This is a genomic window from Acinetobacter sp. UBA3132, from assembly GCF_002364825.1.
GTDB lineage: Bacteria > Pseudomonadota > Gammaproteobacteria > Pseudomonadales > Moraxellaceae > Acinetobacter > Acinetobacter schindleri.
Genome location: NZ_DEZM01000167.1, coordinates 1 through 13,751, shown reverse-complemented (window position 1 = coordinate 13,751; position 13,751 = coordinate 1). Strand labels below are relative to the sequence as shown.

Genomic DNA, 13,751 nt, shown 5'->3' with positions numbered 1-13,751 from the left:
CGTGCGGCTTTGTTGGTAAAGGTCATGGCCGTAATACGATGTGCCGGAATGCCGCAATGCTTGACCAAGTAGGCGATTTTTCTTGTGATTACTGAAGTCTTACCTGAACCCGCACCGGCAAGCACTAACAAGGGTCCTTGAGTATATTTCATGGCTTCAAGTTGCTTGTCATTTAACTGACTGGCGAGTGACATAGTGCTTCCTCTTCTAGATTCGGCTCCGATTATAGTCGGCTCAAGCTCAGTTGCCTAATTGAAAATTCATTTTCCTGCGTCATACTTCAGACATAAAAAAACCACCCGAAGGTGGTCTTTTCTGCAATTCAGATCTTACTGAACAGCATATACCGCGATTTCAACACGACGGTTTTGTTCTTTACCCGCTGCAGTTGTGTTGTCTGCGATTGGGTTCGCTGAACCTAAACCTTGAGCATTAATACGTGTACGTGCAATGCCTTGGCCTGCCAAGTAGTTTGCTACAGAGTTCGCACGTGCTTGAGACAATGGCAAGTTAATTGAATCGTTACCAGTGCTGTCTGTATAACCAGTCACAAGAATACCGCTCTTGTTATCTTCAGTTAGAACTTGGGCAACTTTGTTCAATGTTGCATAGAAGTTTGGTTTGATATTTGACTTGTTGGTATCAAATGTAATCGCACCTGGCATTACCAAGTTGATTGAACCGTCTGGATTACGGTTTACATCTACACCAGTACCCGCAGTCGCTTGACGTAATTTTTTCTCTTTATTGTCCAGGTAAACACCCGCTGCACCACCAAGTACTGCACCGATTGCCGCTGCACGGTTGTTTTGACGGCTAGTGTTTGCATTGCCTTTAGAAATACCATAACCTGCCGCAGCACCAATTACTGTGCCCAAAGCTGTTTTGTCGTACTCAACACCACCGAGGTTATTACCAGTAGTTTGACAACCTGTAAGTGCTACCGCCCCTGCTACTGCTGCTGTAACTAACATTGCACGCATCGCATGCCTCCTTAACTTGTTTTGTTGTATTTGAAGAATAATGGTCAATAATTCAATCAATAACTATATCTGATTTGTTAATAATAAATCTTTTCGTAACTATTTGTAATGTTTATGTGTAACCAAAACGGTTAACTTCATCACATTTTCTCCATTGTTCTCATTCGGTACTTTTCTATTTCAGATTGAAAACGTATATTGTTAATAATATGAAAAAATTTAGTCGATTTTCAGCTTAGGACAGGGTTATATGTCGTCGGAAAGTAAAAAACAGCCTATATTAAAAAAAATTGCACGTGGCCTGACTGTGACTTCAGTAATGACGGGAAGTACCTTTTTCCATGGACCGCCAGTACTGGCCCTCGGTCTGACCAAACTAGTCAAAAAGTCATCCAAAATTGATGAAACCAATATCAAGATTACCAACAGCTGGCTTGGCGTAAACAACTGGCTGATCGAGAATGTCCTTAAAAATACCCAATGGACCATTACCATTGATGAATCTCTGGATCTGAATATGCAGGGCCGCTACCTGATGAGCTGTAATCATCAGAGCTGGGTCGATACTACAGTCAATCAATACTTCGGCTTAACCCGTATGCCATTGACTCGGTTCTTTACCAAATGGGAACTGATCTTTATTCCATTCGTCGGACAGGCATTTAAGATTCTTGGTTTTCCGATGATGAAACGTCACACCAAAGAACAGATTGCTAAAAATCCGGCCCTCAAAGATCGCGATATGGATGAAGCACGTAAATCCTGCCAGCAATTGCTGAGTCAGCCATTTACCCTGCTCAACTATCTGGAAGGTACGCGTTTTACCCAAGAGAAACATGACCAGCAACAGTCTCCCTTTAAACATTTGCTCAAACCGAAGGCCGGCGGTCTGGCCCTGGCGCTGAATATTCTGGGTGACCGTATTGATGCCTTTGTGGACATGACTATCGTTTATCCGGACGGCATACCAGGTTATGGTGAATTCTGGCTAGGCGAAGTACCCCGTATTGCGGTAGATTTAAGAAAGATTGATATTCCGGACTGGGTACTGGGCGGTAATTATGAAGAAGATGCTGAATACCGCGAGCGTTTCCAGCAATGGGTTCATCAAATTTGGACTGAGAAAGATCAGTTGATTGAAAAAATGAAGCAGGATCTGGCTCAAGCAGCCTGATGCACTGATCTGAGAGACTATGAAACCAACTCCCCCGAAAACCAGCTCCAGCGCCTTTAAGTTTTTCCGTGAAGGCACCTGGGGCTGGAAGGTCGCCTTGGCCTATGACATCTTTATGATGGTGTTAATCGTCATCAACCTGTTCTGCCTGAGTGCCAATGCCATTTTAATGAGCGACTTCGGACAATGGTTATTCGATTTCATACGTCTGCCTGAAATCCTGCAATTTTATAAGGCTGAACTGCGTCCCTGGGTGATCATTACTGAAGGCTGGTTTACGACTTTCCTGATTGGGGAGTTATTGGTGCGCTGGCTAATTGCCATAGTCTTGCGTCATCATGCCCGCTGGTGGTTCTTTCCGTTTATTCACTGGTATGAAATTCTCGCGATCGTGCCGCAACTGCGTTTCCTGCGTCTGCTCCGCGCAGTGGCTATCGGCTACAACCTGCATAGCCATGGTTTCAAGGTGATTCCGTCTCGCTGGTATAAGCGTGGCAACTTCTATTACAACCTGGTTATGGAAGAATTGACCAGCCGTATTGTAGTTACCGTACTGGACGGAATTAAACGCGAGCTAACCACCAGTACCACGCACCGTCAACTAATTGATGACCTGGTCGAGCATCACCGTCAATTATTTGCCATTGCCTTGGCAGATATCCTGCAAGAAACCCTAGGCAAGGAATTACAGGCACAGCGTTATATGATTTCCAAAAACGTCGGCCAAGTGGTGAATAAAGCCATTGAAGATACGCCAGAGCTGACCCGGCTGTTACGCCTAATCCCGATTGTAGGCAGTCGCATGGAACAGCAGATTCAGAGTATCGGACAACGTCTGGGAGAAAATATTACCCAAGGATTGATCGATCCGTTTACGCATACTGATTACAGTAAAGATAATCCAACTTTTGCCATGATTTCTGAAAAGATCAGTCAGATCCAGATTGAACAAAATCCAAACATTGACAAACTGGTGGAGTCGGCTGTTTTTGAAACACTTGAAGCGATCCGCAAACAGGTCAAAATTAAACAGTGGCAGCAGATTCTGGAAGAAAATGAGCAAAATCAGCGTTCAACATACCTCTAATTCAGCATGAATAATGCTATGCTTTTTTATGGCATCTGATCGCATAAAAAAATAACCTGGATCGCTAGAGAATTAACGAAATTTGTTCTAGGATTTGCACTATTTACAACATTACTTCGACATAAAATTTACAAGTCAGAAGTATTAAGGAAGAACTATGGCTGATATACGGATTAAGGGCAGAATGGTCAATGCGATTCGCATTACCCTTGAAACAAATGATCATGATGCGATCCGCCAGCAATTAGCACCAAAATTACAAGCTGCTTTTCCACCGGGCACCCTGGTGGTGATTGAAAGTACTGTCGAGCAGGAACTTATCGCGCTTATCCAGCTGTTGATCAGCATGGATGTACAACCGATGGCGGTGACTGAAGGCCTGCTTGCAGATCAGGCACGTGCAATCCAGTTCCCGGTATTGCCACCTGACCGTCAGCTACAGGAAATCAAGGCAACCAAAGAACAGGTCATTGAAGTCAAACCGGAAGTGGTTAAGTCAGATGCTGGAACAGAAGAAGTTAAGGCAGCACCTGTCATTGCTCATGTGACTTCTTACCATGATGAAATCCTGCGTACTGGCCAGTGCATTGTGCAGCATCATGGCGACATTATTATCAGTGCTGGCATTAACAGCGGTTCAGAAGTGATTGCCTCTGGCAATATTCATGTTTATGGCAGTGCCCGTGGTCGTGTGATTGCCGGTGCAGGCGGCAATACTGCAGCACGCATTTTCTGTCATGCACTGGAAGCAGAACTGATTTCGATTGCAGGTACCTATTGTGTTGCAGACGATATTCCACCGCATGTGGTGAAAAAGCCTGTGCATATTTACTTGAATGATCAACTAGAGCTTGTATTTGAAGCTCTAGAATTTTAATGTATAAATAAACACCAAAACCCTATGTTAAATAGGGAATTTAAACCATAACAGGAGTGGATTCGGTGGCGAAAATTGTTGTCGTAACGTCAGGCAAAGGTGGTGTAGGTAAAACTACAACAAGTGCATCTTTTGCAACAGGTTTAGCCCTACGTGGCCACAAAACTGTTGTTATCGACTTTGACGTGGGTTTACGTAACCTTGACTTGATCATGGGTTGTGAACGCCGTGTTGTTTATGATTTTGTGAATGTTTTAAATAACGAAGCGCGATTACAACAAGCGCTTATTCGCGATAAGGATATTGAGAACTTATATATTTTGCCAGCGTCTCAAACACGTGATAAAGATGCCCTCACTGATGAAGGTGTTGCACGTGTAATGGATGAACTGTCGCAGGAGTTTGACTACATTATTTGTGACTCACCTGCAGGGATCGAACGTGGTGCCATTATGGCCATGTACCATGCTGATGAAGCCATCATTGTCACTAACCCTGAAATTTCTTCAGTACGTGACTCTGACCGTATCATTGGTATGCTCGACAGCAAGACTAAAAAAGTAGAACAAAATGAAGGCCGCATCCGTAAACATCTGTGTATCACACGTTTCAATCCTGAACGCGCGGATAAACAGGAAATGTTGACCATTGATGACATTTCTAAAGATATTTTACGTGTGCCGACTCTGGGTGTAATTCCTGAGTGTCCAAGTGTCCTGCAAGCATCGAACGAAGGCAAGCCAGTTATCAACTTTACTGCTTCTGCTGCAGGTCAGGCTTATGATGACCTGGTTGCGCGCTTCCTGGGTGAAGAGCGTCCTTACCGTCATATTGAAGTGAAACCAAAGGGCTGGTTAGCTCGACTATTTGGAGCATAAGCATGGCTGGATTCTGGAGTAAGCTTTTTAGCAGTGAGGAAAAACCAACAAGCGCACAAACCGCGAAAGACCGTTTAAAGGTAATTGTTGCATCTGAACAGGGTCTGGGACGTCGTTTAAGCCAGGACAAGATTGACATGATGAAGAAAGAAATCATGCAAGTGGTCAATCGTTATGTTCGCGGTGTAGATGAACAGCATATTCAAATGCAGGTCCGTTCTGAAGCGAATATTGAAATGCTTGAAATGAATATCAATTTACCTGAAGAACGATAATTTGATTTTTGATTAGTCAATTAAATTGATTCAAGGCAAAATATGAGACTGAACAAAGCACTGCTTTGTTCAGTCGCAAGACGAGAAGCTTTGCTTCGATTGGACTGAAAGTAAATTACTGCTTTGTTGAAGCGCAAGACGAGAAGCGATGCTTCGAGTGGACTGGTTATACAAAGTTTACTTTACCCAATCACAAGATCCGAAGTTTAGCTTCAAGGTAGACAGAGAAAATGAAAAATACTTTGTCACTTGCGTACTCATATTTTGCCTTTTTCATGTCGAAAATTATATCAAGGAGCTTGTGATGGCATTGTCTCAACCGGCAACGTTTAACGAAGAATGGTCAGATGAGCGTGTATTTGCCTATCTCACTCAATTACCTCCTGCAGGCGTAAACGCAGACTTTCATGTGCTTTATCATGCTTATAAACACATGCGTCCTTTTGACTATGAACGCCTGTTGACTCAATTCGTTGCAGATGGTCGTGATATCAATGCTACTAACCCTGAAGGTGAACGCATTCATGACGTAATCGCGAAATTCCCGCGTCACAGTGCTGAGTTCCTTGAAGTATTGGCCAAGTTCGCTTAAGACTTTGCTGATGCAATAAAAAAGCCTGCTTCATGCAGGCTTTTTTATCGGTGGAGATGCTGAATTAGATCAGAATCTCACGCTTACCATTCGCGCCCATCGCGCTCACCACACCATTTTCTTCCATCTGGTCAATGATTCGGGCAGCACGGTTATAACCGAGGCTAAACTTACGCTGTAGCGATGATGTAGATGCCTTACGAGTTTCCAGTACGAAAGACACACACTGGTCATACAGTGGATCACGGTCAGAAGCACCATCGCCACCATCTTCAAAGCCACGATTGGTTGGTTCTTCATCAAATGGAGTTAGAATTTCATCAACATAGTTCGGGGCACCACGCTCACGCCAGGCATCACAAATACGGTTAACTTCATCATCGGCAATAAAGGCACCATGCACACGCTCAGGCTCAATCTTACCTGGCCCCAGAAACAGCATGTCACCATGACCAAGCAGGTCTTCTGCACCGCCTGCATCCAGAATGGTACGCGAATCGATTTTCGAGTTTACACGCAGTGCTACACGTGTTGGGATATTGGCTTTGATCAGACCGGTAATCACATCCACCGATGGGCGTTGAGTTGCCAGTAACAAGTGAATCCCCGCAGCACGAGATTTCTGTGCCAGTCGGGTAATCATTTCTTCCGCTTTTTTACCGACCTGCATGATCATATCTGCGAATTCGTCCGCGACAATCACAATCGATGGTAATGGTGTCAAACGTGGTGCACGTTCCCCTGCCACCGATTCACTGGCTTTCCAGGTTGGATCAAACAGATCTTCACCATTGGCAATGGCTTCTTCAACCTTACGGTTGTAGTCGCTTAGCTTACGAATTTTCAGGAAGGACATCAGCTTATAACGACGTTCCATTTCATTGACACACCAGTTTAGTGCACTGACTGCATCTTTCATGTCCGTGACAACAGGCGTCAACAGGTGTGGAATATCGTTATAGTTTGCGAGTTCCAACTGTTTCGGGTCAATCAGGATCAGACGTAATTGATCAGGTGTGTACTTGAGTAGCATCGATAAAATCATCGAGTTTACTGCGACCGACTTACCAGAACCGGTTGTACCGGCAACCAGCATATGCGGTGCCTTGCCAAGTTCAGTAATCACCGGATTGCCAGAAATATCTTTACCCATCGCCATCGACAGGATAGCACTTGCATCTTCAAATTTCGGTGTTTTAACCAGCTCGATCAGGCGTACCATTTCACGGGTACTGTTTGGTACTTCAATCCCGATATATGGCTTGCCTGGAATCACTTCAACCACACGCACCGAAGCCATCGACATGGAGCGCGCCAGGTCGCGGGAAATATTCGTCACTTTAGAGGCTTTTACCCCTGGTGCCAGATCCAGTTCAAAACGAGTGACCACTGGGCCAGGCTGCGCTTCAACCACTTTGGCCTTGACGTTAAATTCCTGTAGTTTAATTTCCAGTAATTCAGACAGACGTGATAATTGCTCTTCGGTGAAATTGACTTTCTTGTTCGGATCAACTTCATCCAGTAGTTCCAGACCTGGTAATGGCGAAAGATCTTTACGGCGTTCAGTCACCATCATGGCGCGTGACAATGGACGACCCATCGAGTCAGTCAGTGGAGCATCAAAATCGAATTCATCTTCTTCTTGAGGAGCACCCGCAGTTTCATGCCATGCTTCAATAAATTCTTCTTTGGATAATGCCGCTTTGACTGCATCAATGGTATTGTGCTGATTTGTATTTTGTTGAAGAGCTGTCTGAGCAGTCGAGTTGCTGTCAGGTGCAGAGACTTCTATGCCCTGATGCTGAATCGGTGCCTGTACAAAAGCGGAAGATTGCGCATAGCTGGAAGCACGGGCTGGCTTTTCTGGCTCAATATCCTCGACCAGCAAATCATCCAGATCATCAAAATCAGTTTCTAGCCCCGTGTTGCGTATTGCGGGCGTAGAAACCGGTGGAATATTGATGCCTGTTGCCACAGCTGCAGTCGCTGCCGCACCTTTGGGTAAGTCTTCGACAATTCTTAAGGTTGGCTGTTCAGTAGCTGCTTGCGCAGTAAATGGACTATGCACATCCGTCGCAGTTTTACCCGGCGGTACAGCTGCCAATAGCTCATCAAAGATTTCATCATCATCCCAATCCAGACCTTTTTTCGTCGTCACAGACGGTACAGGTGTTTCAGTTTTAAGATGTGCCTTGATTTCCTGAATTGGAGCAATTGTTGTAGGGGCTGCAGGGGTATGTTGTTGTTCTTCCGCTGCTTTTAATAAAGCATCGATATCCTGTTTATGGCGCTGATCATCATCAGAATGCAAGGCACGCCAAACTTCGCCCGTAGTAATTACGCGATCTGGATCCTGAATCAGGCGATGCGCTTTTTCAAGCGTTTTTTCAAATTCTTCATCTTCCGGACTAAGTTCAGGTTCAATATGTTTTTTCTGTTGCGCCTTGAATTCACGGTCAGCAATGTCATCAAACAGGCGCTCGGCTACATGGTCACGAACTACGGGATCTATTTCTACAGGCTCATGCTCAGGTACAGGAACCACAGGCGTTGAGATGCTCTTTTTAGCAGGGCTGCTGGCGATATCTTTCTTGGCAACTGCCATAGAGCGATCAAATTCGCCCTCCCCTTCCGGGACATTACGATAAAACAGATCCTGTAAATATGCAGGCGTTGCTTTCAGGCTGCTCCAGGTTTTGTTCCATTTCACGCCAAAGGCCAAGGTAAACAGCATGACCCATAAACCCACCAGAAACACTGCCGCACCGTATATCGTTAATAGCTGTTCAAGACTCTGACCTAATTCATAACCGATAATGCCACCCGACGAATTATCCAGTGTATCAGCAGGAACTTCCCAGAACAGGAACAGTAAGGCAGAAGTGGTCAGTAACAGGAAGAATTGCGCTGCATAACGGAATGGCCGGTTCAGGAAGCTGTGTGGCCACCAAACCTGTACTGCTTCTACGAACAGATATAATGGAATGAGTAAGCTCGCCCAGCCCAGAAAACCAAACAGTAAGTCTGAAATCCATGCACCTGCAACCCCACTGGCATTTGAAACCGTCTGGGTGTCACTGGAAATGTGCATCCACCCCGGGTCAAATGGCGTATAGGTCACTGTTGCAAGAAACAGATAGATCCCAAATGAGACCAAAAATAATGTCATTACTAAGCGCTGTGCATAAGCACTCGACACCGTTGTCATATACTGTCCTGTAGCCAATTCTTCATGAATGTTCTTTTGCTATTATGATTCAAAAAAACGACGCAATAAAATGCCTATTATGCACCTGTTACACGAAAAAAGATGCAGTATTGTGCAACTGCACATAGGTCTTGTTCTTTATCACTTCTATATAGCTCAAATCGATTTGGATGATCAATAATATCGACTTTAATCTCACACCACTGTTATACAGTTTCACGTATAATTCAATAAATTTCTAAATACAAAAAGGATAGCCCGATGAGCGCACGTCACTCAAGACTGATTATTTTAGGTTCCGGCCCTGCTGGCTATAGCGCCGCTGTGTATGCAGCGCGTGCAAACTTAAAACCGACACTCATTGCAGGTCTGCAACTTGGTGGTCAGCTGACAACGACGACTGAAGTGGACAACTGGCCAGGTGATCCTGAAGGCCTGACTGGTCCAGTATTGATGGAACGTATGCAGGCGCATGCGGAACGTTTCGGTACTGAAATCGTATATGACCACATCAATGAAGTAGATCTGAACGTACGTCCTTTCGTATTAAAAGGTGACATGGAAGAGTTCACTTGTGACGCCTTGATCATTTGTACCGGTGCGACTGCGCAATACCTGGGTCTTGAATCTGAAGCTGCATTTATGGGTCAAGGCGTGAGCGCATGTGCGACCTGTGATGGTTTCTTCTATAAAAACCAGAAAGTCATGGTTGTCGGCGGTGGTAATACTGCGGTTGAAGAAGCGCTTTACCTGTCAAATATCGCATCTCACGTGACTTTGGTACACCGTCGTGACAGCCTGCGTTCTGAAAAAATTCTTCAGGACCATCTTTTTGAAAAAGAGAAAGAAGGAAAAATCAGCATCATTTGGAATCATCAAGTGGATGAAGTTTTAGGTGATGCCAAAGCAGGCGTAACTTCTGTACGTTTGAAATCAACTCAAGATGATTCGACTCAAGAAGTTGAAGTTTCAGGCATGTTCGTTGCGATTGGCCATAAGCCAAACAGCAGCATGTTTGAAGGTCAATTACAGCTTCGTGATGGTTATATCCAGGTGCAAAGCGGTACTGCGGGCAATGCAACGCAAACTTCTATTCCTGGCGTATTTGCTGCGGGTGATATTGCGGATAGCGTATACCGTCAGGCAATTACCTCTGCAGGTTCGGGCTGTATGGCCGCACTGGATGCAGAAAAATATCTCGATGCGATGGGCAAGTTAGACTAAGCAGCGAAAATGAGAAAGCCGTCCATCTTGGGCGGTTTTTTTATGTATGATAAATACTGATGATTCTAAAACCAAGTTCAAGCATGCAACATCTTCCTCCTTCACAGTTCATTTTCCCCAATCCTGTAGAAGTGGATCTTGAAGGAGAAGGCCTGATTTGTATTGGCGCCGATCTCACTCCATCTACCCTGTTTGAAGCCTATTCACATGGCCTTTTTCCATGGTTTTCTGAAGGTGATCCAATCTGCTGGTGGAGCCCGGAACCACGTTGCATTATCCGACCACAGGATTATCATCCAAGTAAATCCCTGATTCGAAATATGAAAAAGTATGATTATAAAATTACTGTGAATCATGCTTTTGAACGGGTTATCCGTTCCTGCTCACTGCCTCGTGCTTATGCCGATGACACCTGGATTAGCGAAGATATTATTCAGGGTTACTGTGATATGTTTGACGCCGGTTATGGCTATAGCATTGAAGTCTGGGATGAAGATCAAGTGGTGGGCGGATTATATGGCGTCACCATTGGACAGGGCTGTTTTGGTGAATCCATGTTCAGCACCCAGACCGATGTCTCGAAAATGGCATTTTATACTTTAATGCTGATTGGTCAGGAAAATCAGCTGCCTTGGATTGACTGCCAGTTGGTCAATGACCATCTGCTAAGCCTCGGTGCCAGTACAATTTCTCGCCAAGCGTATCTTAATTCGTTACAGGATGTGATAAAACGCCCACCTATCAATTGGCAAAAGTATCAGGAGGGTGTATTTTCAAGTAAAACAATAGCGTTAAATGCGCGATTAAATGAATGAAAATAACAGAGGGAATTTGTCATGAACTCCTATCAACCAAAATCCCTACTGAACGATTTACAGTATTATATTACCCCGCCACACGATTGCAGCTATCTGCCCAACAAGTCTGCACGTATGGTTTTTCTCGATCCCTCACATCGCATAGATGTGGTGACACTTTCTGAATTATCCCGTACCGGTTTCCGCCGTAGTGGCGATTTTGTATATCGTCCTGAATGTCACCTGTGCCGTCAATGCCTCTCCTCTCGTGTACCAGTGCGTGAATTCAACATGAACAGTTCACAAAAAAAGGCATGGAAAAGAAATCAGGACTTAAGCCTGCGCATTACTGCACCGCAGCAGGCAAATGATAGCCATTATGCGCTGTATGAACGCTATATCAATGAACGCCACGCCGATGGTGATATGTATCCACCAAGCCGGGATCAGTTTGAAAAGTTTTTGTTGCAAAGCTGTACCGATAGCTTTTTCCTGGAACTCTGGAAAGATGACCGGCTGATCAGTGTATCGACCTGTGATCTGCTCGATGACGGAATTTCTGCGGTTTATACCTTCTTTGATCCGGATGAAAATCGACGCTCACTCGGTGTTTTTGCAATTCTAAAACAGATTGAACATGCTCAGAAATTAGAGCTGCCTTTTATTTATCTGGGTTACTGGGTCCCGCATTCCAGCAAGATGAATTACAAGTCTCAATACCTGCCGCTTGAATTGCTGATTGATGGCCAATGGCGTCGGTTAAACCGCTCGCTCAATGCGGCGGAGATTGAACACCTGGGAAACTCCTTGATGACGACCCTACCCTCCGGATGGAATAATCCCATCATCAAGTAAGATGGTCGTCACTAAAAAGAAGCATTAATCTGATTTATTTAAACAGGCTGGCAAAGTCATCCGTACATGCTTTCACCATAATAATGGCATGTTCACGCCCACCGCCCGGGTTTGGATAGTAATTCTTGCGCAGGTCAATCTGGTGAAAACCAGCCTTTTCATAAAGACGAATTGCAGCTGTATTTGATTCACGTACTTCCAGGAAAATCTGTACCGGATTATTTTTCAATAACTGGATTGATTCTTCTAGCAACTGAAAACCAAGCCCGTTGCCCTGCTGGCTTGGGTCAATTGCCATGAGTAATAAATTGGCTTCATCCAGTACCGGTTGCAAAATACAAAAGCCCACCACTTTACCTGCATATTCAATAATAGTGCTCTGATAAGCACTAACGGCTTCCTCGAACTGGGTTCTGGTCCAAGGATGAGATTGCACTTGTTGCTCAATCTGGGTGACCGCATCTATATCTGCTATTTGCATCAAACGAATCATGTTCGTTCATCTATCAATAAAAATCTCCTGCGCATTATAGAAACTTTATGCTGAAAATCGAGTAAAAAAAAGAGCGATTTCAATCGCCCTTTTTTAGTGTCAGATTAAAGACCAAGTTTGCCTTTCCAGTGTGCCAGCAAACTGTGTGTATCATGGTCATTTGGATGGAAACCCGGTTTGAAGTACATCGCCATTTCACGCCCCATACCAGTAATTACACCTTTGGACGGACTATAACCATATTCGTAAATGTCCTTGAGGGATTCCAGGTTTAACTGACGATCTTCCTTTAGCAGACGCATGACAAAATAGCTTTGTACAAAGAACAAAGTCACCATAGCGATCACCAGTGAACTGGTACGTAACAGATATGACTTTAAGCCTTTTCCAAACACGCCTTCAAACACGTCATAAGCCACAGCTTTATGCTCATTTTCTTCAATGGCATGCCATAACCACATGGTCTTCATGGTGTCATCTTTCATCAGTTCCTGAATATGACTATTGGTCAACAACTGAGAGGCAATGGTCGCAGTAAAATGTTCAAGTGCGGTCGTTGCAGTCAAATCTACCATTTCCTGAGTAATTCCCACAGGCTTGGCCAATTTTGCCATGACTTTACGCGTCGTTTGAATGACTTTATCGGTATAACGATCCAAGGTATCAACATCATGGCCGTATTTTTGCGCTGAGGCATTGAAGCCGACATGTTCCTGGGTATGCATCGCTTCTTGCCCAATGAAAGCAGAGATTTCTTTTTGCAGTGCTTCATTGTCTTTAAGCTCAGGATGATTACGTACCGCACGCACACTGTCGATAAAGAATTTTTCACCTGCGGGAAACAAGGCAGACAATGCTGTCATAAAATGAGTCAGCCCGGCTGAACCATTCATCCAGTATTCTGGAACCTGTTCAAAATCAAAGTTCATGCGACGTACAGGAAAACTTGCACCGGCACGATGATTAATTTTTACTTCAGCATTCATATAACGCCTCCTGACAGATCTTCTCGACCCGGCCCTATTTTTCTATTTTCTTATTGGTATCTTACTCAGTTATCTGCTTGACATCATTGCAGTTAAGGTCAGCTGAATATCACTTTAGGACAGCGCTCTAATTTTGTTAGACAATTTATTTTTCACTTTAGATAAACAAAAAAAAAGCGTCCCAAAGGGACGCTTTTTTTACACAATCAGTGATTATGCAGTAACACGAGACACTACACCAGCACCCACTGTACGACCACCTTCACGGATCGCGAAGCGAAGGCCTGCGTCCATTGCGATTGGGTGGATCAGCTCTACTGAC

14 protein-coding genes and 1 pseudogene are annotated in these 13,751 nt (G+C 44.5%); 9 read left to right on the top strand and 6 right to left on the bottom strand.

Going from position 1 to position 13,751, the window contains the following annotated elements; translation table 11 throughout:
- Positions 1-194 (bottom strand): UvrD-helicase domain-containing protein (locus B4033_RS09035; protein ID WP_286833314.1); only part of this gene is annotated, 194 nt, incomplete at its 3' end.
- 135 nt (positions 195-329) lie between these two features.
- Positions 330-983, bottom strand: a complete 654-nt coding sequence (locus B4033_RS09030; RefSeq protein WP_163166964.1) for an OmpA family protein — start codon at positions 981-983, stop codon at positions 330-332.
- A gap of 250 nt (positions 984-1,233) precedes the next feature.
- On the opposite strand from B4033_RS09030, the gene B4033_RS09025 reads away from it, so the two are divergent.
- The 6 genes from B4033_RS09025 (at position 1,234) to B4033_RS09000 (ending at position 5,866) form a co-directional block, all read left to right on the top strand.
- Positions 1,234-2,157 carry an acyltransferase gene (locus tag B4033_RS09025; protein WP_076753155.1) on the top strand — a complete coding sequence of 308 codons (924 nt, stop codon included), beginning with the start codon at positions 1,234-1,236 and terminating at the stop codon, positions 2,155-2,157.
- 19 nt (positions 2,158-2,176) lie between these two features.
- Complete coding sequence (locus B4033_RS09020) at positions 2,177-3,244, top strand: hypothetical protein (RefSeq protein ID WP_004893321.1); 1,068 nt, start codon at positions 2,177-2,179, stop codon at positions 3,242-3,244.
- 157 nt (positions 3,245-3,401) lie between these two features.
- Complete coding sequence (minC, locus tag B4033_RS09015; RefSeq protein ID WP_004893319.1) at positions 3,402-4,121, top strand: septum site-determining protein MinC; 720 nt, start codon at positions 3,402-3,404, stop codon at positions 4,119-4,121.
- Between the two features lie 65 nt (positions 4,122-4,186).
- Positions 4,187-4,999, top strand: coding sequence for a septum site-determining protein MinD (gene minD, locus B4033_RS09010; protein WP_004811150.1), 813 nt, complete (start codon positions 4,187-4,189; stop codon positions 4,997-4,999).
- A gap of 2 nt (positions 5,000-5,001) precedes the next feature.
- A complete protein-coding gene (gene minE / locus B4033_RS09005) occupies positions 5,002-5,274 on the top strand; it encodes a cell division topological specificity factor MinE (protein ID WP_004811152.1) in 273 nt (90 codons plus the stop codon).
- 304 nt (positions 5,275-5,578) lie between these two features.
- The gene (locus B4033_RS09000) at positions 5,579-5,866 is read left to right on the top strand and encodes a PA4642 family protein (protein WP_005221110.1); all 288 of its coding nucleotides are present in this window, start codon (positions 5,579-5,581) and stop codon (positions 5,864-5,866) included.
- A gap of 64 nt (positions 5,867-5,930) precedes the next feature.
- Here B4033_RS09000 and B4033_RS08995 read toward each other — a convergent pair whose 3' ends face one another.
- The gene (locus B4033_RS08995) at positions 5,931-9,074 is read right to left on the bottom strand and encodes a DNA translocase FtsK (RefSeq protein ID WP_286833303.1); all 3,144 of its coding nucleotides are present in this window, start codon (positions 9,072-9,074) and stop codon (positions 5,931-5,933) included.
- 261 nt (positions 9,075-9,335) lie between these two features.
- On the opposite strand from B4033_RS08995, the gene trxB reads away from it, so the two are divergent.
- The 3 genes from trxB to B4033_RS08980 all read left to right on the top strand — a co-directional run bounded on the left by trxB (position 9,336) and on the right by B4033_RS08980 (position 11,950).
- Positions 9,336-10,298, top strand: coding sequence for a thioredoxin-disulfide reductase (gene trxB, locus B4033_RS08990; protein ID WP_004811157.1), 963 nt, complete (start codon positions 9,336-9,338; stop codon positions 10,296-10,298).
- Between the two features lie 83 nt (positions 10,299-10,381).
- Positions 10,382-11,113, top strand: a complete 732-nt coding sequence (gene aat / locus B4033_RS08985; RefSeq protein WP_004811158.1) for a leucyl/phenylalanyl-tRNA--protein transferase — start codon at positions 10,382-10,384, stop codon at positions 11,111-11,113.
- Positions 11,114-11,134: 21 nt separating this feature from the next.
- Positions 11,135-11,950 carry an arginyltransferase gene (locus B4033_RS08980; protein WP_048881338.1) on the top strand — a complete coding sequence of 272 codons (816 nt, stop codon included), beginning with the start codon at positions 11,135-11,137 and terminating at the stop codon, positions 11,948-11,950.
- 34 nt (positions 11,951-11,984) lie between these two features.
- Here the strand turns inward: B4033_RS08980 and rimI are convergent, their stop codons facing one another.
- From rimI to B4033_RS08965, 3 genes and pseudogenes are all read right to left on the bottom strand, one after another.
- Positions 11,985-12,443: a ribosomal protein S18-alanine N-acetyltransferase gene (gene rimI, locus B4033_RS08975; protein ID WP_286833299.1), complete on the bottom strand. Its 459-nt coding sequence runs from the start codon at positions 12,441-12,443 to the stop codon at positions 11,985-11,987.
- 104 nt (positions 12,444-12,547) lie between these two features.
- On the bottom strand, positions 12,548-13,429 hold the full coding sequence (locus B4033_RS08970) for a metal-dependent hydrolase (protein WP_286833297.1): 882 nt from the start codon (positions 13,427-13,429) through the stop codon (positions 12,548-12,550).
- A 213-nt stretch (positions 13,430-13,642) separates the two neighbouring features.
- Positions 13,643-13,751 (bottom strand): annotated as a pseudogene (locus tag B4033_RS08965) (elongation factor Tu); the annotation flags it as partial.